This is a genomic window from Flavobacterium sp. AG291, assembly GCF_003350375.1.
In the GTDB taxonomy this organism is placed as follows: Bacteria; Bacteroidota; Bacteroidia; order Flavobacteriales; family Flavobacteriaceae; genus Flavobacterium; species Flavobacterium suzhouense.
In genome coordinates, this window is the sequence record NZ_QQAR01000005.1 from 195,152 (window position 1) to 214,810 (window position 19,659).

Consider the following 19,659-nt stretch of genomic DNA (forward strand, 5'->3'; position numbering starts at 1 on the left):
AGAGGGGAGCGAGTAACAATTATTAGTCACATTACGCTTTATCCATCCTTACGATCTTTGGTATAAAAGTACCCACAACCTCAACAAGTTCGGTTTGCTGTGCCATAACCTTGCTAATGTCCTTGTAAGCCATAGGCGCTTCATCAAGGCCGGCACCAAGCAGCGTTACACCGTGGTCTTTAAGCACTTTCTTCAGCTCACTTTGGGTAATGTTTTGTTTTGCTTTAGAACGTGACAATAACCTTCCAGCGCCGTGCGATGCTGAATTGAGCGATAGCTCATTACCCTTGCCTTTCACGATAAAACCCGGAGCCGTCATAGAACCCGGAATGATTCCCAACACATTTTTTTGTACAGGAGTTGCCCCTTTGCGGTGCACTATCAGTTCCTGTCCGTTAATGATCTCTTTCCACGCAAAATTGTGGTGGTTCTCTACCGTAGCCAGTGGTCTTGCGCCAAGTGCTTTTGCGATGCGTTTATGAATATCATGATGGCATGCCGAAGCATAATCTCCGGCAAGATTCATAGCTATCCAGTACTCCTGTCCGTCGTGGGTATCAAGGTCAAGCCATGCCAGGTGCTGTGCCTCTTTAGGCAGCGGCGTCTGTTTTGTGGCAAGGCGGGTATACTCTTTGGCAATATTAGCCCCGAGTCCACGTGAACCACTATGCGACAATACACCAACATATTTACCCGGAGGCACTTTAAACTCATTGTCCTGACCGTGAACCTCTACAATACCAAACTCCACAAAGTGGTTACCACCGCCGGAGCTTCCTAATTGTTTATAAGCTTTATCCTTTAGCTTCTTTAGTAGAGGAATATCCCTGAAAGCAGGATTTTCAAACACCTTGCTGTCGTTAGGGCTTTTGTGCACCTCATATGACCCGAATTTGGTATGGGTTTCCAGTATGCCAACATACTTGTCCTTATGCCCTTCCAGATATGACGGGTTAATGTCATACAGGCTCAGGCACATCCTGCATCCTATATCTACACCCACACCATAAGGTATCACGGCATTTTCGGTTGCCAGCACTCCCCCTATCGGAAGTCCGTAACCTGCATGCCCATCGGGCATTAGTGCTCCGGCCTTACTGATGGGTAGTTTGAGGGCGGTAAACAATTGCCCTTTAGCTTCGGCTTCAATATTATTTTCACCAAAAATGGTAAACGGAGCCCGGGTAGCATTCAGCTTTCGGGCTTCTGTTTTTTTAGCCCCAAGCAAAGCCTCGGCAATTTTGCCAAAAACGCCGTCGCCATTATATTTTTCGGGATTTGCCAGTATCTCTTTCAATAGTACTAATACCCGTTCTTTAGATTCCCTTTTGTAATGCTTCAGCATTACTTCCATCGCTATGCTGATGGATTTGTTTTGCGGGTAACCTATATCGATGAGGTCTTTGCCTCGTAATCTTAATTTTGCCATAATTATTAATTTTAAATTTTAAACTAAGGCAGCATAAGCTACCTTAGTTACTGCACTTTGCTACGATTATCAATATTTTGAAAATGATCAAAAATATCTTCACGATCTCGGTGCCATCACCACCGCCGCTGTTATCGGCATAAGCGTTGTAAGGCCTGTAATACGGCTCTGCAGCCTGCCTTTGTTCAATTCGGGCATGGTTATTTGCTTGCTGTTGTGCCCTACGGGCTGCCTCCGCAGCTTCGTTCGCCTGCCTGATGTCGGCAAGATCCTGTTGAGTCCAGTATTCATAACCTATAGCAAGCTTTTCACGAAATGCCCATTCACCAATTATTGCGTGTGATGTTTCGCATATCATCTCATTATACTTTGCCTGAGCCTGTACAATTTCCATGTTTTCCAAAAACACCTCAACAGTAGCAAGCGTGTCAAAGCCCTCCTGACCCTGGGTAAATTTTCTTACCGAAAAGATCGCAGTACGGCCTTCTTCACAAGCCTCTTCATAATCGGCAACACAGTGACTCATCGCCTCGCCTTCTTCATACAATGCTTCAGAAGTGGTCAACTGTACAATTTTTATGGTACAGTCTTCATCGGCAACAACATAGTTGTTTACAGGAGCAGGAGTCCATTGGCACCTGCCTTCGGCTTCCCTTTTCTTAGCCATTGCTATATGCCATTCGGCCGATTGCCTTACCAAAGCCTCCCAGGTCCTGCCCTTCATGCTAAAGCTAATGTTTTCAGCTCTCATTGCCGCTATGTATTCCAATACATTCTGCAACACGTCAAAAGCCACTTCCTGTTCAACATTTACAATAAAGCGAACTACGGTACCGTAAAAATCTTCATGCTCAAATCCCGCAGACAACGAAGACCATGCTATGGCTTCTGCCCTTTCGGCAGCGGCACCAAAACCTATTGCCTGAGCCCTTCGTATGGCCTGTCCTACTGTATAGTCATCCGGTGTTTGCCTAAATTCGTGTGACATTTTTGCGGTAAATTTTACCGGAAAGGCACCCAATTTTTGCACACTGTCTCCCCTACCCAACTGTATGTACCATAACATATACACTTTCCTGTCTCCGGAAAATACGTTTTCCATAAAGGCCGGCACTTCATATTTTGCAAAGCAGTGCCTTATCAAAGACTTCAACTGTCCTTCAGCCACAAGGCTGTCTTTTGTCCAGTCGTCAATATCCCTAACAGTTTTATTGCCAAAGGCGCTTATGTTTGCCAATACTTCTATGTATGACGGATTTCTCAACACAGCATAACACTTCTTGGCATACATCATCAAAAGCAACTGCCTGAAGGCATCACGTTTCCAAACATGATTTTGGGTGCTCATCCTTGAGAAATGTACTCTTACAGCACTTTCTAATGTACCCTCAAATCCTGCAAACGTGTTTTGCTCCCTGTATGCCCTTTCAACCAAAGCTTCAAAGCCGGTTGTTTTTGTTATTGCTATTGCCGTTGTTTCCATCATTTCTAAATGTTTAGCAACACTTATCGCTAAGTCTTACCTGTTCTTCTTTTGATCATTTACTATTGTTTAGTTTTAATTTTTATGCATAAAAAAGCCCGGAACCATTACAGAACCGGGCTATCTGCCTGCGCACAGGCATAACTCCTCCTTTCACAAGGGAATATTCGGTTCCTTACAATAATTTTTAAGCATCCAGTTTTTTTGGTTGCTAAATGGAATAATATGTAAATTGTATATCATCATAGGCATAAAAAAACCCGGTGCCTTTCGGAACCGGGTTTATATTTAGATGGCTGTTACACCTTTCTATTTATCTCTCTGTGCGCTGCACAACCCGGCTACCTGTACAAGAACTTCTCCTGTATTGTTTAGCATATATGTAGATTGTGTAAAACGCATTTTTATTTCGATTTTTGTTATTTTGTTGCAAATGTAGAGGTTTTTCCTAAAAAACAAAATTTTTATAACAATTTAGAATTAGAATAAGTAATATTTTTCGTCTTAACGCCCAGTAAATACTTGAATAAATCGAGAAAAAATTATTTTTTCAGGGTTAAAATAATAGCAAAAGGCACCGAAAAAATCTAAATGTTAGTATTAAGTTAAACCTTAAACTAAACATTTGTACGCTTTACTTTCTTTGTAATTTAGTAGTTAACAACAAACTACAAATGACGTTTTTAGATCAATACCACCTTGTAAGAAAGCATACAGAGGATATCTGCTCACTCTTACACCCCGAAGACAATGTACCGCAGCCCGTTCCTTTTGTGAGTCCGCCCAAATGGCATCTTGCGCATACAACATGGTTTTTTGAGGAGTTCCTGCTGAAACCCCATTTGCCTGAATATAATGCATTTAATGCCGATTTTAGTTTTCTCTTCAACAGCTATTACAACAATGTTGGAAAAAGGGTTTTACGTGCAAACAGAGGGGCAATAACACGCCCTTCAACTGCCGGTATTATAGAGTACCGCCATTATGTTGATATGCATATGGAATTGCTCCTGCAACTAAAAGCCGGACATGAAGATGTAAACCAACTGATAGAACTTGGACTGAATCACGAGCAGCAGCATCAGGAACTGCTATATACTGATATTAAGTATATCCTTTCCTGCAATCCCATTTCGCCTGTTTACAACGAAGTCATACACTGGGAAAACCAGCATAACATCGAGGATGGCTTTATAACTATTGAAGAAGGCATATATGAAATAGGTTCTGACGGAGAGGGCTTTAGTTTCGACAATGAGCATAATCGTCATAAAGTATACCTGAACCAATTTGAAATATCAAAATCACTGGTAACCAATGGCGAATTCTTTAAATTTATTGAAGCCGGAGGCTATAATGATTTTAATCTATGGCTGGACGAAGGCTGGAGCTGGGTAAACGAAAACCAAATTTCCGCTCCCCTCTATTGGCATAAAGCCGAAGAAGGCTGGCAATATTTTACCTTATCAGGCATGCAGGATATTGACCCCGATGCCATGCTAACCCACATCAGTTTTTATGAAGCTTTAGCTTTTGCCGAATGGAAAAAAATGCGACTGCCTACCGAAGCCGAATGGGAGGTAGCCTCTAACCAACTTAACTGGGGCCGTAGATGGGAATGGACGCACAGCGCCTACCTGCCCTATCCCGGTTTTGCAAAACCCGATGGTGCCGTGGGCGAGTACAACGGAAAATTCATGATCAATCAAATGGTGCTACGCGGGGCATCCTGCGCTACTCCCGAAGGGCATAGCCGAAACACATACCGAAACTTTTTTCACCCCGACGAACGCTGGCAATTTAATGGCATCCGTCTTGTAAAACCTTAAACTTATGAAAGTAGCACTATACAGCCATTTTGCCGAAGATGTACTTGAAGGACTTACCGCTAAAGAAAAACAACTCTCATCAAAGTATTTTTATGATGATGAAGGCAGCCGCATTTTTATGCAAATAATGCAAATGCCCGAATATTATCCTACTGCCTGCGAGTTTGAGATTCTCTCACAGCAATCAGGCGAAATATTTGCCAAAGTACCATTTGCCAAAAAATTCAACATAGTAGAATTTGGCAGTGGCGATGGTTCTAAAACCAAACAGCTGCTAAAGGTTTTTCTTGAAAAAGGAACCAACTTTACTTATATTCCTATTGATATTTCACAGGAAGCCAATGATGCTCTGGAACAAAACATGAAACACGCATTGCATAATCTGGACATTCAGCCGCGAACAGGCGATTACTTCGATGTACTCAACGAACTGTCGGCAACGGGAGTGTCCAATCTGTTTCTGTTCCTTGGCGGAAACATAGGCAATTATAAAAGAGAGGCTGCCCTTGAACTCCTTAAAAAATTCAATGCCGACATGAACAAAGGCGATATGCTGCTGATGGGTATGGATCTGCAAAAGAATCCGCGCACCATTCGCACTGCCTATGATGATCCCCACGGAATAACGAAAGCTTTTAATATGAACCTGCTACGCCGCATTAACCGTGAGCTGGACGCCAATATTCATCTGGATCAGTTTGACTTTTATTGCGACTACAATCCGCAAAACGGTGAGGTAAACAGCTACGTGGTTAGTCTTAAAAAGCAGCACTTTCACAGCACGGTACTCAACACTACCTTTTATTTTGAGAAAGATGAGCTTATATGGACTGAATTATCCAAGAAATACAGCTTTACAGAGATTGAAGCCCTTGCAAAAGAAGCTGGCTTTAAAGTAGTAAACAACTTTATGGACTGCAGGCATTATTTTACGGATAGTTTGTGGGTTAAATAACTAGTCTACTAAAGGCTGCAACAATACAGACATATTGTTTGTAATGACGCCACATTCATTAAATTCTTGTGTTTGTATTGCCGAAGTATAATCTGCATAGCCGGCAGCAGACACTTTTACTACATAGGTATTGGCCCCAGGAGCCCCTATAAATTTGTCGCCCAGTAAAGGTATATTAACCGAAGTCGCACCGGAAACAGCTAAAACAGTTACACCCTCTGTAAGTAATGCACCACTATCCGCATCGGTAACGGTTACTGCTAAAGGCACCCTTACTTCCTCAGTACACACAACGGTATCATTATTATCATCATCACTATTACATGCAAACGCAAGAAGCGCGAATAAAAAGAATACAATTTTTTTCATGGTTGATAGTTTTGGTTTTAAACAAGATACGCTTATTTTCAAAAGGTTGCGTAAAGCAAATAAAAAAGGCTGCCTTTACAGACAGCCTTTCCCGATTTATAAAAACCTTTTAGTAAAAGATGAATTACAGGTCAAATTTGATACCCTGCGCCAATGGCAACTGTGTACCGTAGTTGATAGTGTTAGTTTGTCTTCTCATGTAAGCTTTCCATGCGTCAGATCCACTTTCGCGGCCTCCGCCTGTTTCTTTCTCGCCACCAAAAGCACCACCAATCTCAGCACCCGAAGTACCGATGTTTACGTTAGCGATACCACAGTCAGAACCTGCATGCGAAAGGAATAACTCCATTTCTCTCATGTTGTTCGTAAAGATTGATGAAGAAAGTCCCTGAGGAACACCATTCTGAAGTTCGATAGCCTGCTCGATAGTACTGTATTTCATGATGTAAAGTATCGGAGCAAAAGTCTCTTCCTGTACAATGTGGAAATGATTCTCAGCCTCGATGATGCATGGCTTAACATAGCATCCGCTTTCGTAGCCTTCACCTTCCATAACACCACCTTCAACAATAACTTTTCCGCCTTCAGCTTTTGCTTTTTCAATAGCGTTAAGGTAGTCGTTTACTGCACCTTTATCGATAAGCGGACCTACGTGGTTGTTGCTGTCAAGAGGGTTACCAATTTTAAGCTGACCGTAAGCGTTTTTAAGTACTGCAACCGTTTTATCATAAACACTTTCGTGGATAATTAATCTTCTTGTAGAAGTACAACGCTGACCGGCAGTTCCTACCGCTCCAAATACTGCACCTACCAATACCATGTTGATATCGGCATGCTCAGAAACGATGATGGCATTGTTACCACCAAGCTCAAGGATAGTGTTACCAAAACGCTCTGCAACAGTTTTAGATACGTGGCGGCCTATTCTTGTAGAACCTGTAAACGATACAAGCGGAATACGCTTATCGTTGTTTATTAAGTCACCAGATTCGTTACCTACCACAAGGCAGCTAACTCCTTCAGGAATATTGTTTCTTTCAAGTACTGTCCTGATGATGTTTTGGCAGGCAATACCGCAAAGAGGAGTTTTAGAACTTGGTTTCCAGATACAAACGTCGCCGCAAACCCATGCAAGCATTGAGTTCCAGCTCCATACAGCTACCGGGAAGTTAAAGGCAGAAATTATACCTACCACCCCAAATGGATGCCACTGCTCATACATACGGTGCATTGGTCTTTCGCTGTGCATTGTAAGTCCGTAAAGCTGACGTGAAAGACCCACTGCAAAATCACAGATATCGATCATTTCCTGAACTTCACCAAGACCTTCCTGAAGGCTTTTACCCATTTCATAAGAAACAAGCTGCCCAAGAGCCTCTTTGTTTTTACGTAGTTCATCACCCATCTGGCGAACAATCTCACCCCTTTTAGGCGCAGGAACAAGTCTCCATGTTTTAAAAGCTTCTTCCGCTTTTGCCATAGCAGCCTGGTAATCTTCTTTTGTAGAAGCTTTTACCTTAGCGATAAGCGTACCGTCTACCGGTGAATATGATTCTATAATATTACCGTTTGCAAAGCTGTCGCTTCCGGTAGATGTACCATCATTTATATCTTTAATGCCTAATTTAGATAAGGCTTCCTGAATGCCGAATTGGTCGGTAAGTGTTGCCATTTAACTTTTTCGTTATAAATTGTTATATTTTACAAATGTATAAGATTTTTGCCTAATCCGTAATTTATATCGGTTTAAATTAATTTTAAATATAGAATAGGCCAAAAAAATATTTTTTAACCACAAAGTGCACAAGGCTATAACCCACGAAGAACACAAAGCTTTGTGAACTTTGTGAAAATTGTTTGTGCACTTTGTGGTTAAATTTTAGGTTTAAAACAAATTCTTCTTTCTAAAAAGGACTACCCCAATAACCGAAAGTAACAATGAAGCTGAAAGGATAATAGCAAAGCCATACGGACTTTCCTGTAAAGAGTTAGGCACATTCATACCATACAAACTCGCTACCAGCGTAGGTATCATCAATATAATAGAAATAGACGTCAGCCGTTTCATGACCACATTCAGGTTGTTGGAAATAACCGAGGCGTAGGCATCCATCATTCCGGTAAGGATGTTGCTGTAAATATTAGTAGTATCCTGTGCCTGTTTGATCTCAATCTCTACGTCTTCCACCATATCAGGATCAAAAGTGTCTTTATGCGATTTCAGGTTCTTGATACGGTAAAATAAGAGTTCGTTACCCTTTAACGAAGTTATAAAATACTCAAGGCATTTCTCCATCCTGAAAAGTGCCTGCAGGTCTTCGTTACGTACAGATTTTTCCAAATTACTCTCGGCATATTTAATACCCAGATTTATTTGCTTCAGGTATTTTTGGAACCAGATACTTGACGAAAGCAGTAGCCTGAATACCAAAGAGAAATTATCGCCCACGGTAATATTCTTTCTTTGGGAATATGTAATAAAATCATCTATTAGTTCATTCTCTACAAAGCAAAGCGAAACGCAGGTTGTTTCGTTAAAAATAACACCCAATGGTGCGGTGGTATAAGGCAGCTTAAGGTCGTCGCTCTTAAAAGGTATCCTTACAATGATAAGACACCAGCCATCTTCAAACTCAATACGCGGGCGCTCATCGATATCTTCAATATCGTTGTAAAAGGCTTCGGGGAGCTTTAGCTCATTAAGCAGGTAAGTTTTTTCAGAAAGAGTTGGGTTTACAGCACTTACCCAGATAGATTCGGTATGGCCGTGAGCTACAGTTAACCCCGTAGCGTTGTTTTTGTAGTACGTAATCATAAATGCATTCCGTGTTTAAGCCAACAGGGAATGCACCTGGGCAGTTCCCTATCGTAAATTAATTAATTCCCGATGATGATAATCGTCCATTCGTCGTTTAAAATTTGGTGCAAAGGTACTGCTTATGATTGTATTAAATTTAAAATCCCGCTTTATTTTTTCTCAACATAACGGGCATCGGCCTCTAAAACATGCCCGCATTTATTACAGGTACGCAGCTCTTCCGAATTATAGAAATGCTGGAAATGAGGTAAAAAGTCTTTCTCTATATTATGAAGTTCAAAGTACACTTCATGAAGTTTGTTATTGCAATTCTCGCAAAACCACAACAGGCCATCGGTAAAGCCACGCCCGGCACGAACCCTTTCTACGACAAGTCCTATAGAACCTTCACCTCTTACCGGTGAATGCGGCACCTTGCCGGGATGCAAATACATATCGCCGGCATGAAGTTCCATTTCCTTACGTTCGCCCTCGTCCTGAACAATAACCTTAATGCTGCCTTCCAGTTGGTAAAAAAGCTCTTCAGTTTCGTTGTAATGATAATCTTTTCGGGCATTAGGCCCGGCAACAACCATCACGATATAATCGTCAGACAGCGGATATATATTCTTGTTCCCCACCGGTGGTTTTAACAGGTGGCGGTTATCGTCTATCCATTTGTTCAGGTTAAAGGGTTTCATGAGTGCCATGAGAGGTATTTTTTGAATTGAAGCACTAAGGTACGGAGATATAAACAAAAAAATATGATAAAAATCAGGGTCCTCACCCCCGACCCTTCTCCTTTGTAGAGGGATCCAATTTATTTTTCCCGTTAGGGAAATAATTTCGGTAGCATTTGAATCGGAACGCAAAAAATTTCCCGTAGGGAATTAATCTAATCATTATGTTTGTTTATATAATAAAAACATGGCCAACACCTATTCCCAAATACATTTGCAATTTGTTTTTGCAGTGAAACACAGAGACTCATTGATTCGCAATAATTGGAAAGAGGAACTATATCTCTATATCTCCGGGATCATAGAAAAGCAAGGGCATAAACTTTTAGCAATAAACGGAATGCCGGATCATATTCATATTTTTATCGGTATGCGCCCAAATCAATCTGTTTCAGATTTGCTTCAGGACATCAAACGAAATTCTTCCTTGTGGATAAATCAAAAAGGTTTTGTAAACGGAAAATTTGAATGGCAAGAAGGGTATGGCGCGTTTTCATATGGTAAGTCTCAGGTTAAAGCAGTAATAGATTATATAGAAAATCAGGAGAATCATCATAAAAAGATTTCTTTTAGGGAAGAGTATATTGATTTCCTTCAAAAATTTGAAATCGAGTATGATGAACGGTACATTTTCAATGAAATAAATTAATTCCCTACGGGAAATGCCTGACATCTCTAACTTAATTTCTACCGAAATTATTTCCCTAACGGGAAAATGATAACAACCCATTTACTTCTTATCCAAAAAGATTCTATTATTCACACATTCAATTCCTCGTTGTGTAGTAGTAATACAAAAAAACACATCCCTTTCCGGTAAAGAATAATTAATCTCTGCCCATTTAAAACTAATCGTTGAACCTAACCTTTCAATATCTTCTACAGAAAAATATACATATTCTTCAATCTTTTTTTCAGAAACTAAATATACATCTACGAGTTTTTCATTCATTAGTTCTTTGAGCATTATCAATGTATAAATCATTCTGCTTTCTACATCCTCAACCTTCTCAAACTCTTCTATTATTGAAAGAAACATATCAAAAAAGACATAATCATTCTCTCCAAAAACTAATATTTTATCTTTAGTATAACCCCAATTCATATTTCATTTCTTTTATGAGGTAAAGATAAACAGGAAAATGGTCACTATAGCCTGCTTCACCATTGGCATTACGCAACGGATAACCGCGGTATTTACCCGTTGGCTGGCGCAGGTATTCTGCATTGAAAATACCGGCTTTCCAATAGCGGAATGAAGAATAATCTTTAGAAATCAAGGATGAAGTCATAATTATCTGGTCGAAAAGATCCCAGGCATCGTTATAAGCTACAGTTCCTTTTCCATCACGGAATATCGCATCCATCGGATTGAAAAGTTCACCCTGTTTAAGTTCTTCATTATAACGTTTGGCTCCAAGTACTTTTGTAATGCTGTTGTTATAAGGTCCGTCGTTAAAATCGCCCATGGTAATCACCTTAGCCTTAGGGTTGATTTTCACTAACGAGTCGATGATCTTCCGGTTAAGTATCGCAGCAGCTTCCCGATACGGACTGCTTTTCTTCTCACCACCATAACGCGATGGCCAGTGGTTGACGATAAAATGTATTTCTTCGCCATCTAATAATCCGCTTACCAAAAGCTGGTCGCGGGTAAACAGTTTTGGCGAAGGCTTCTTTTTCTTTTTGAGCTGAACCTCCTGTATTTTTAGCGTATCTTTTATAACGAGCGGTATATTCCTGTAACTAACAGGTCGAAAAGCCGATTTTAAATACAAAAACCCAACATCACTCCCCCTGCTATCACGCGAATCGAAATGCACTATTCCATACCCCTTGTCAATAAGTGTTGGCTGTTTAATTAGTGCTTCCAGCACACGTCGGTTTTCGAGTTCAGCAAGCCCAATGATGGCAGGAGCTTCGGGATTCTCAGGTGTACCAACTTCAGAAAGCACCTTAGCAATATTTGCGAGTTTGGTTTTGTATTTTTCCGATGTCCAGGCCTGTGCGCCATTCGGCAGGTATTCATCATCACCTTTACCTGAATCGTTTATGGTGTCGAAGAGGTTTTCAACATTGTAAAAAGCGATGGTATGGACTTTAAAATTCCTTTTTTGGGCAGAGACAAGGGAAGATATAAATGCTATTATAAAGAATAGTCGGATGATTAACTTCATGTTTGTTGATTGGTTTTGCTAAAGTAACGATTATTAGCTCCGGAGGAGCGATATATTTATAGCACATAATAATCCGCTCCTCCGGGGTTTTGAAAAATCTCTCAGTTATAATATAATACTATTCCTATTTATTTTACATTTGACTACCAATAACCAACCAACATAAATCATTAATGCGTAGACTGCTACTCATTGTATTGCTGTTTCAGGCCCTAACCCTGCAGGCTCAACAAACTGCATCCGTGCTCGGAAAAGTTATCGATTCCAAAACCCAGGAGCCTCTGCCGGGCGCAACTGCTACCCTGCAAAGCAACGGCCGCGAAGTACTTACCAATACCGACGGATTCTTTGTATTCGACCAGGTTCCCAATGGTGAACATTTACTTACTGTAAACACAACGGGCTATATTGCCAAGAACTTTAACCTTAAGATTATTGATGGGCGAACACTCGACCTGGGGATTGTGGTACTTGAAGAAGACATAAAATCAGAACAGCAATTAGGACTCATAGCCTTATCCGACAACGACCTTGCCGATGGCAGCAGCGGATCTGATACTTCTGCCGGATTGCTTCAGGCCTCGCGCGATGTATTCCAACAGTCGGCAGCGTTTAACTGGGGTGGCGCCCGATTTAAAATGCGCGGACTGGATACTGAATATGGCACCATACTCATTAATGGCATAAGCATGAACCGTGTGTATGACGGCAGACCGCAATGGGCCAACTGGAGCGGGCTTAATGATGCTACCCGAAATCAGGAATATACTACAGGCACTGCCCCATCCGACTATACTTTTGGAAGCCTGTTAGGAACCCAGGCTATAAATACCCGAGCTTCGGGGTTTAAAAAAGGAGCTCGTGTATCATTTGCAGGAACCAATACTTATTATGGCTACAGGGCAATGGCAACCTATGCTTCGGGTGTAAACAAAAACGGATTTAGCTATGTGGTCTCGGCTTCGCGAAGAGGAGCCAACGAGGGGTATTTTGACGGAACCAATTTTGGAGGTAATTCGTTCTTTATGGCTGTAGAGAAGCGGTTTAACGACAAACATAGCCTGAACTTTACAGGCATCTATGCTCAAAGTGAGCGCGGACGTAATTCGCCAAACACAAAAGAAGTCACGGATATTGCCGGAGTAAAATACAACAGTTACTGGGGCAACTATGATGGTGACCAGCGCAACTCACGTCAAAAGGATGTGGAAGAGCCCATACTGATGCTCAACCATTACTGGAAAATAGATCCAAAATCGACACTGAATACTAATGTAGCCTATCAATTTGGAAAAATCGGCAACAGCCGTATCGATTACCAGTTTGCCCCTAATCCTGACCCTACCTATTATACCAAAATGCCGGGCTATTTTGATGATCCTTCCGAAGCGGCTAATGCGCCTTTTGTTACTCAAAGGCAGCTTAACTGGCAAGCCATGTATGCTACCAATGCGCTTTCGCCGGATGGCAGAAGCAAATACATTGAATATGAAGACCGGACCGATGATAAAACACTAACTATCAATTCTATTCTTTTTACCCGATTATCATCAGCCATTACCCTGAATGCCGGAGCAAGCTACAAACACCTTAAATCGCACAATTACCAAAACCTGACCGATTTGTTGGGAGGCAATTACTTTCTGGACATCAACCAGTTTTACTACGACGATTTTTCCCAGCCCGACCTGAACCATCCTGACAGGCAGGTGGGTGTTGACGATGCCTTTGGCTACAACTATAATCTGTTTGCTAATACCCTTGATGCCTTTACCCAGTTTAGGTTCAGTTATAAAAAGGTAGATTTTTATCTTTCACAATCGTTCAGCCGTTCGGTATACCAGCGTGAAGGTTTGTACCGCACCGGATTGTATCCTAACAACTCTTTTGGCAAAAGCGAAAAAACAGCTTTTGAAAATTTCGGATTTAAAGGAGGTCTGACTTACAAATTGAGCGGCAGGCATTTGTTTGTGATGAATGCGCTTCGCCAGAGCAGGGCACCATCGCTGCGCAATACCTTTGCCAATGCCCGGCTTAACAATTCGGTTATGGATAATCTTGGCAACGAAAACCTGTCGAATATCGATGCGTCTTACATCCTGCGAATGCCAAAACTGAAAGCAAGATTTACAGGGTTTTACACAACTATTGAAAATGCTTCTGAAACATCATCATTCTATGGCGAAGGTGTTTTTGAAGGCGATGATGCCGATGCCTTTGTTGCCGAAAATCTTACCGGTATCAACAAACGCATGATAGGACTGGAAATGGGTATTGAATACCAGTTTACGCCAACATTAAAATTCATGGCTTCGGCTGCGCTGGGCAACTACATCTACAGCAATAACCCTAATGTGTCGCTTAATAATGATGCGCTTGCAGTAATAAGCGGAAACGATAATGGCAACCCTGTCGCCGATGTACCACTAACATCGGTTGATTTTGGCAAAGCCTACCTGAAAAATTATAAATTAGCGGGTATGCCACAGCAGGCAGTATCGGTTGGGTTCGAATACCGCGACCCGCATTACTGGTGGATAGGTGCCAATGCCAATTATCTCGCTTCAAATTATCTTGATGTTTCGGCATTGTTGAGAACAGAACACTTCTTTGAAAATCCGGACAGCCCCGGCAATGTGTTTGAAGACATAGACCCCATCCGTGCTAAGCAATTGCTGCATCAGGAAAAGTTTGATTCCTTTTATCTGTTCAATATCGTGGGAGGTAAATCATGGAAAGTGGGTTACAAAAAGAACGTGGGTTTCTTTGCCAGCATCAACAACTTGTTTGATGTTACCTACAAAACAGGAGGTTTTGAACAGGCACGTAATACTAACTATCGCGAACTTGATAACGATATGGATGGCTCGCCTTCTTTCGGGCCGAAATATTACTACGGCTACGGCCGAAATTATTACGTTAATGTTTACCTGAATTTTTAAGTCATGAAAAAGATTACACTATTACTGTTTACAGCATTAATAATTGCTAGCTGTGATGATGAAACCTCGCTGCCTCCCTATACGCCATTGGTTTATCTGGAAGATTTTGAAACCGCAGAGGACAATATGGTTCTAAATATTGATGGTTTTACCAATGTAGCCGAAACAGGCACCATCCTTTGGTCAGAACAGGTTTTTGACCGAAACGGTTATACTGAATTCCTAAGTGAGGCCGAAGGCACCTCTACCGCATGGCTCATTACTCCGGCTATAGATTTGGGCAGCACAAAAAGGACATTTCATTTTCAGTCGGCGCAGCACCATTTCCCACAAACGGGCAGCCACCTTGAAGTTTTTGTTTCAACAAACTATGACGAATCGGACATTTCTACTGCTACCTGGATTCCGCTTCAGGCAAAAACAGCAGGTTTTTATACCGATTGGTATAAGTTCATTTCGTCAGGAGAAATTAGCCTTGAAAATTACTCGGGCATAGTGCATCTTGCTTTTAAGGCTACGCATACAACTACCGGTAGCAGCTATCAGATTGATAATATAAAAATATATTAAAAAGCCTGTAAGCTTTTACAAACTTACAGGCTTAAAGTCTAAACGTAAAATAGAGGCTTCTAAAAGGCTTTCGCAAGCCAAACTAAGCTTTGCTTTATTAATACTCCATAATAGCGTCCTGAGCCGCAGGAACGCTCTCAGATTTAGTTTTAGTGTTTACCAGTTTATCAACTCTTGATACCAGAAATATCGAGCATATAGTTACAGCCGCAATAATGTATCCTAAAATATCGTAATGTTCCAGCGGACTGGTTTTAGTTTCCTGATGTACTATAAAACCGGCAAATACCGCCGCGATACCTCCTGCAATTTGTTGCAATGATGAGGTAATAGCCATATAGGCTCCGCGATCTTTCATTTCGGGTATGCCGGTATTAAGTGTAGTTGCGGGAATCATACGGCTCATAACACCCATAAACATGATCATGTTAATAATTACAACCTCCCACAATGGTGTAGGGCCAAGATTGGTATAGAACATTATTGTTACTATGGCAATAAACGAACCCGCAGCAAACAATCTTACCTTACTTACCTTGTCGCTAAGTTTCCCTACCAATGGCATAATGAACAACACCGAAAGTCCGGTAAAAAAGTAAACCATTTTAAGGTCTTCCTGCGCAATGCCAATGTTGTTTACCAGGAACGCACTACCAAAAGGCTGAAGCATAAACCCTCCTACCGAAAGCAATGCGATAGCGGCAAATCCTACCTGGTACTTTTTGTTGCTTACAGTATGCCAAAGGTGCTGAAACGCATTTTTATCTTCCTGTAACCCGAGGTGTTTGTATACAGGATGCATCTTTATGATTATCCCTATAAGCACCAACATACCAAGAACGGCTATCAACAGGAATGATGAATGCCATCCCCATTTATCGGCGCAATAAAGGCCCAGAGGTATACCTAATATCTGACTCGTTGCAAATGCCATTTGTATAAAACCCATTACGCGGCCACGCTGTTCGATAACAAACAGGTCGGTTACTATTGCCAGCGATACTGAACCGATGACTCCGCCAAAAAGACCTGTTACTATCCTTGCAGCAAGAAGCGTCCAGTATCCTGTTGACAAAGCACAAAAAATGGTTCCGATGATGAATCCGCTGTAAAAGAATATCAATAGCTTTTTACGATCGAACTTATCCGCAAAACCGGCAGCTAATAATCCCGACCCACCTGCACTAAAGGCATAAGCCGAAACGGCAAGACCGAATTGTGTGGTAGTCATATCAAGCGTTTTCATAAGAACATCACCCAATGGCGATATAATGATGAAATCGAGAATTATTGTAAACTGCAATATGGCCAGAAGAACAATAATGAACTTCTGGTAAGAGGTAAAAGAAGGGATGTCTGATTTTTTCTGTTTCATTTTTTGATTGATGATGATTGATTTTGATTGATGATTGAACTACAACTCGGCACATTTGTGCCCACAGGCATTTACAAGGCTTATAACCATTTTGGGTGTAAGCGAAGGCGACACAACACGCAATACACAGTCTTCATCCTGAGTATCAATGCTCCATTCCCAAATGGAAGGATGGTCGTTTAGTGCTTTATGAACCTGACAATTGGTACAAAAACTGTCGATGTCTGTTTTAAAAATAAGGAGGTGATCAGATATAGTATCCATAAATAAATAATTTTAAGGGGTAAGTGCCTTTAAAACCATCTCAAAGGCTGTTTTAATTTTATCCTGCGTAAGGGTAAACGGTCTGCCTCCTAATGCTTTTCCTTCCCGATGAAAGTTTAGCATAGTATATAGCGGACCATAAGCAACACTCCAGAATACATCAAGCGGAAGTTCTATTAGCTCATTATTGCGAATTGCATTTTTAGTAAAGTTTTCAAGCTGTTCCTTAAAATACAAATGCCCTTCAGAACGCATTATTGATTCTCCGTAAGGCGTATGTTTCATCGCTTCAAAAAGCTTAACCTCTGTGGGATATTCCATAGCATATGCAGCCCTGTTTTGCCATTGCCTCCATAGGCCATCCTTAAATGACATCTCGGAAGAGAAGTCAATTACTGCTCTTTTAAAAAACGAATCTCCTACCTCACGGCCAATCTTAATAATAAGATCATCTTTATCCTTGTAGTAGATATACAGCGTCGCTACTGATATATTACAGGCTTTAGCCAGCTTATTCATACTGAATGCCTGTATGCCATCTGCAACAATAAGTTCTATTGCTTTTTCGATAACAAGCTTTTCTTTGTCTGTATCTCTTGTACGCATGGTTAAAATTTGACACAAATATATAAAATAAATGAATGTTCATTCATTTATAAAACATTAAATTATTTTAAACAAAAAAAAGCCTCCGCATACTGCGGAGGCTTTCACTATAGTTGGTTTATTAAGAAACGACCTGTGTGTGATTACTTCTTAACAATTAGGAATTCTGAACGACGGTTCTGAGCGTGTTGCTCTTCTGTACAGTTCTCTTTACAGTCAACCTTAGGCTGGCTCTCTCCATAACCCTCTCCTGAGATACGGTTCTTAGCGATACCTTTAGAGATGATGTACTGAACTGTTGATTTTGCCCTCGCATTTGACAATGTCATGTTGTACTTGTCTGAACCTCTGTTATCCGTGTGCGATTTCGCCATGATAACCATCTCAGGGTTAGCTTTCATTGCCTCTACTAACTTATCTAGCTCAAGAGCTGCTTCTTTTGTGATGTTGCTCTTATTGAACTCGAAATAGATGCTGTTAAGTACAACTTCCGTTGGCGTAACAATCGTTTCGATTGGCTGTAGGTCTGCATTTACATTTACAGTGCCTCCGTTTGTCTTAGCAATCGGGAAAGTGTTGGTTACATAACCTTCTGCTGTTGCCTGAATAGTGTAAGCTTTATTACAGTCGATGCTGTAATCCACTTTACCATCTGCTCCTGCTGTTCTTGTCTCGATTACGTTGTTTCTCTCGTCAAGGATAGCAACTCTTGCCCCTGGTAGTACTTTGCCTGTTTTTGCATCTCTGGCTACGATAGCTGCCTCTACACCACATACCGGAGTAGCAAGGTAAAGCTTGTCAACGCCTGAACGGTTACTTGAGAAGAATCCGATGTTTTTTGTGGTATTAAAGCTAAATGCAAAGTCGTCTTTTGCTGTATTAACCGGAGCTCCTACGTTTTTAGCTTCTGTTCCTTTGTTAAGGTCAACCACAAACACATCAAGTCCTCCAAGACCTCCAGGCCTGTCTGATGAGAAGTATAGCTTGTTATCATCTGTAATGTATGGGAAACTCTCTTTTCCTTCTGTGTTTATTTTAGAACCCAGGTTTACAGGCTCACCGTAGCTGTCGCCTCCTTTAACTTCCACTTTCCAGATATCCTGTCCTCCAAGGGTACCGGTCCTGTCTGATGAGAAGTATAACCATTTGCCATCTTTGCTGATCGAAGGGTTTTGTGTAGACCACTCTTTGCTGTTGAAAGGAAGTAGTTTTGGCTCTCCCCATTTGTCGCCTTCTTTTACTGATTTGTAAAGGAATACCTGACCCAGCTTAAGGTTCATCTCTTTATCTCTTTCAAACTGCTTGCGCTCGTTAAAGCTCTCACTGTTGAAGTACATGGTGTTTCCGTCTGCGCTTACCGCTACAGGGCCATCATGCCATTTTGTATTAAGGTCTGAAAGTGGTGTTGGCTCACTGAAAGTCCCGTTTGCATTGTAGGTAGAAGTATAGATATCAAGATACGGCTGCTCATCTGTTCCGTATTTTTTTCTTCCTGTATTTCTGTTACTTGCAAAATAAAAGTTGTTATCGTTTGCCAGTACTCCTCCGAATGATCCGTATTTCTCATCATTGATGTCCAATACTTTCTCATCGAAAAGTTTGGTCTGAGATTTCAGTTTTGGAAGGTAGTTAGGATCCTGGTTGAAGATGATCGCTCTCTGGTCGTTTGGTGCCATTGATGCGAATTTCTTCATCTGAGCGTTAGCCTCCTCATACTTGCCTTCTGCCTTTAGCATCTGTGCATAGTGGTAGTAGATCTCTGCTTCCTGTTGTGTCTGTGTAGCTTTGGCATACCATCCTAATGCTTCTTTTGAGTTGAAGATGTTATAGTAGCTCTCTGCTATCTGTTTGTAGATATAAGGGCTTGGCTCCAGTTTTTGGTATTCTTTTGCCGCATCGATATAGTCAAGACGTGCATATAGCTTGTCTGCCTTCTCTGTTTCTTTTGTCTGAGCTGTCATTGCCATAGTAGCAAGAGCCAGTCCAAGTGTAATATATAGTTTCTTCATTTTCTTTAAGTCGCTTTAGATTAGAAATAACGTGGTGAACGTGATACTTTTTTAGGGAAGTTCAGGTCAAACAGTAACATTACCTCGTGCGATGCAGGAGTTGTCACTTTCAGG

At 41.3% G+C, this 19,659-nt stretch carries 17 protein-coding genes; 5 read left to right on the forward strand and 12 right to left on the reverse strand.

Going from position 1 to position 19,659, the window contains the following annotated elements; translation table 11 throughout:
* Positions 1-31: 31 nt before the first annotated feature.
* Together DEU42_RS07775 and DEU42_RS07780 are read right to left on the reverse strand one after the other, a co-directional pair.
* On the reverse strand, positions 32-1,429 hold the full coding sequence (locus tag DEU42_RS07775) for an RtcB family protein (RefSeq protein WP_114757726.1): 1,398 nt from the start codon (positions 1,427-1,429) through the stop codon (positions 32-34).
* A gap of 43 nt (positions 1,430-1,472) precedes the next feature.
* On the reverse strand, positions 1,473-2,915 hold the full coding sequence (locus DEU42_RS07780) for a PcfJ domain-containing protein (RefSeq protein WP_114757727.1): 1,443 nt from the start codon (positions 2,913-2,915) through the stop codon (positions 1,473-1,475).
* Positions 2,916-3,586: 671 nt separating this feature from the next.
* Here DEU42_RS07780 and egtB point away from each other — a divergent pair.
* Complete coding sequence (gene egtB, locus DEU42_RS07785) at positions 3,587-4,741, forward strand: ergothioneine biosynthesis protein EgtB (protein ID WP_114757728.1); 1,155 nt, start codon at positions 3,587-3,589, stop codon at positions 4,739-4,741.
* A gap of 4 nt (positions 4,742-4,745) precedes the next feature.
* Positions 4,746-5,696, forward strand: a complete 951-nt coding sequence (locus DEU42_RS07790) for an L-histidine N(alpha)-methyltransferase (RefSeq protein ID WP_114757729.1) — start codon at positions 4,746-4,748, stop codon at positions 5,694-5,696.
* On the opposite strand, the gene DEU42_RS07795 is transcribed toward DEU42_RS07790, so the two are convergent.
* The 4 genes from DEU42_RS07795 to DEU42_RS07810 all read right to left on the reverse strand — a co-directional run bounded on the left by DEU42_RS07795 (position 5,697) and on the right by DEU42_RS07810 (position 9,572).
* A complete protein-coding gene (locus DEU42_RS07795; RefSeq protein ID WP_114757730.1) occupies positions 5,697-6,065 on the reverse strand; it encodes a DUF3869 domain-containing protein in 369 nt (122 codons plus the stop codon).
* A gap of 124 nt (positions 6,066-6,189) precedes the next feature.
* On the reverse strand, positions 6,190-7,737 hold the full coding sequence (locus tag DEU42_RS07800) for an aldehyde dehydrogenase family protein (protein WP_114757731.1): 1,548 nt from the start codon (positions 7,735-7,737) through the stop codon (positions 6,190-6,192).
* 213 nt (positions 7,738-7,950) lie between these two features.
* Positions 7,951-8,880, reverse strand: a complete 930-nt coding sequence (locus tag DEU42_RS07805; protein WP_114757732.1) for a magnesium transporter CorA family protein — start codon at positions 8,878-8,880, stop codon at positions 7,951-7,953.
* A 152-nt stretch (positions 8,881-9,032) separates the two neighbouring features.
* Positions 9,033-9,572, reverse strand: coding sequence for a 3-hydroxyanthranilate 3,4-dioxygenase (locus DEU42_RS07810; protein WP_114757733.1), 540 nt, complete (start codon positions 9,570-9,572; stop codon positions 9,033-9,035).
* Between the two features lie 217 nt (positions 9,573-9,789).
* Here DEU42_RS07810 and tnpA point away from each other — a divergent pair, with 217 nt between their 5' ends.
* A complete protein-coding gene (gene tnpA / locus DEU42_RS07815; RefSeq protein ID WP_114757734.1) occupies positions 9,790-10,251 on the forward strand; it encodes an IS200/IS605 family transposase in 462 nt (153 codons plus the stop codon).
* Positions 10,252-10,332: 81 nt separating this feature from the next.
* Here the strand turns inward: tnpA and DEU42_RS07820 are convergent, their stop codons facing one another.
* Positions 10,333-10,707: a hypothetical protein gene (locus DEU42_RS07820; RefSeq protein WP_114757735.1), complete on the reverse strand. Its 375-nt coding sequence runs from the start codon at positions 10,705-10,707 to the stop codon at positions 10,333-10,335.
* Positions 10,688-11,779, reverse strand: a complete 1,092-nt coding sequence (locus DEU42_RS07825; protein ID WP_114757736.1) for an endonuclease/exonuclease/phosphatase family protein — start codon at positions 11,777-11,779, stop codon at positions 10,688-10,690. Before DEU42_RS07825 ends, DEU42_RS07820 begins: the two co-directional genes overlap by 20 nt.
* A gap of 173 nt (positions 11,780-11,952) precedes the next feature.
* Between DEU42_RS07825 and DEU42_RS07830 the strand changes: the two genes are divergently transcribed.
* A complete protein-coding gene (locus tag DEU42_RS07830; protein ID WP_114757737.1) occupies positions 11,953-14,721 on the forward strand; it encodes a TonB-dependent receptor in 2,769 nt (922 codons plus the stop codon).
* A 3-nt stretch (positions 14,722-14,724) separates the two neighbouring features.
* Positions 14,725-15,291 (forward strand): choice-of-anchor J domain-containing protein, encoded by a 567-nt coding sequence (locus DEU42_RS07835; protein WP_114757738.1) that lies wholly within the window; start codon positions 14,725-14,727, stop codon positions 15,289-15,291.
* 97 nt (positions 15,292-15,388) lie between these two features.
* Here DEU42_RS07835 and DEU42_RS07840 read toward each other — a convergent pair whose 3' ends face one another.
* From DEU42_RS07840 to DEU42_RS07855, 4 genes are all read right to left on the reverse strand, one after another.
* Complete coding sequence (locus DEU42_RS07840; RefSeq protein WP_114757739.1) at positions 15,389-16,666, reverse strand: MFS transporter; 1,278 nt, start codon at positions 16,664-16,666, stop codon at positions 15,389-15,391.
* 39 nt (positions 16,667-16,705) lie between these two features.
* On the reverse strand, positions 16,706-16,930 hold the full coding sequence (locus DEU42_RS07845) for a hypothetical protein (protein ID WP_114757740.1): 225 nt from the start codon (positions 16,928-16,930) through the stop codon (positions 16,706-16,708).
* A 12-nt stretch (positions 16,931-16,942) separates the two neighbouring features.
* Complete coding sequence (locus tag DEU42_RS07850; protein ID WP_114757741.1) at positions 16,943-17,536, reverse strand: TetR/AcrR family transcriptional regulator; 594 nt, start codon at positions 17,534-17,536, stop codon at positions 16,943-16,945.
* A 143-nt stretch (positions 17,537-17,679) separates the two neighbouring features.
* Positions 17,680-19,545: an OmpA family protein gene (locus tag DEU42_RS07855; protein WP_114757742.1), complete on the reverse strand. Its 1,866-nt coding sequence runs from the start codon at positions 19,543-19,545 to the stop codon at positions 17,680-17,682.
* Between the last annotated feature and the right edge of the window lie 114 nt (positions 19,546-19,659).

What these genes read in the sequence shown, in the direction of transcription:
- DEU42_RS07775 (WP_114757726.1), bottom strand. Translation starts at nt 1,429, where the DNA reads ATGGCAAAATTAAGATTACGAGGCAAAGACCTCATCGATATAGGTTAC.
- DEU42_RS07780 (WP_114757727.1), bottom strand. Translation starts at nt 2,915, where the DNA reads ATGATGGAAACAACGGCAATAGCAATAACAAAAACAACCGGCTTTGAA.
- egtB (WP_114757728.1), top strand. Translation starts at nt 3,587, where the DNA reads ATGACGTTTTTAGATCAATACCACCTTGTAAGAAAGCATACAGAGGAT.
- DEU42_RS07790 (WP_114757729.1), top strand. Translation starts at nt 4,746, where the DNA reads ATGAAAGTAGCACTATACAGCCATTTTGCCGAAGATGTACTTGAAGGA.
- DEU42_RS07795 (WP_114757730.1), bottom strand. Translation starts at nt 6,065, where the DNA reads ATGAAAAAAATTGTATTCTTTTTATTCGCGCTTCTTGCGTTTGCATGT.
- DEU42_RS07800 (WP_114757731.1), bottom strand. Translation starts at nt 7,737, where the DNA reads ATGGCAACACTTACCGACCAATTCGGCATTCAGGAAGCCTTATCTAAA.
- DEU42_RS07805 (WP_114757732.1), bottom strand. Translation starts at nt 8,880, where the DNA reads ATGATTACGTACTACAAAAACAACGCTACGGGGTTAACTGTAGCTCAC.
- DEU42_RS07810 (WP_114757733.1), bottom strand. Translation starts at nt 9,572, where the DNA reads ATGGCACTCATGAAACCCTTTAACCTGAACAAATGGATAGACGATAAC.
- tnpA (WP_114757734.1), top strand. Translation starts at nt 9,790, where the DNA reads ATGGCCAACACCTATTCCCAAATACATTTGCAATTTGTTTTTGCAGTG.
- DEU42_RS07820 (WP_114757735.1), bottom strand. Translation starts at nt 10,707, where the DNA reads ATGAATTGGGGTTATACTAAAGATAAAATATTAGTTTTTGGAGAGAAT.
- DEU42_RS07825 (WP_114757736.1), bottom strand. Translation starts at nt 11,779, where the DNA reads ATGAAGTTAATCATCCGACTATTCTTTATAATAGCATTTATATCTTCC.
- DEU42_RS07830 (WP_114757737.1), top strand. Translation starts at nt 11,953, where the DNA reads ATGCGTAGACTGCTACTCATTGTATTGCTGTTTCAGGCCCTAACCCTG.
- DEU42_RS07835 (WP_114757738.1), top strand. Translation starts at nt 14,725, where the DNA reads ATGAAAAAGATTACACTATTACTGTTTACAGCATTAATAATTGCTAGC.
- DEU42_RS07840 (WP_114757739.1), bottom strand. Translation starts at nt 16,666, where the DNA reads ATGAAACAGAAAAAATCAGACATCCCTTCTTTTACCTCTTACCAGAAG.
- DEU42_RS07845 (WP_114757740.1), bottom strand. Translation starts at nt 16,930, where the DNA reads ATGGATACTATATCTGATCACCTCCTTATTTTTAAAACAGACATCGAC.
- DEU42_RS07850 (WP_114757741.1), bottom strand. Translation starts at nt 17,536, where the DNA reads ATGCGTACAAGAGATACAGACAAAGAAAAGCTTGTTATCGAAAAAGCA.
- DEU42_RS07855 (WP_114757742.1), bottom strand. Translation starts at nt 19,545, where the DNA reads ATGAAGAAACTATATATTACACTTGGACTGGCTCTTGCTACTATGGCA.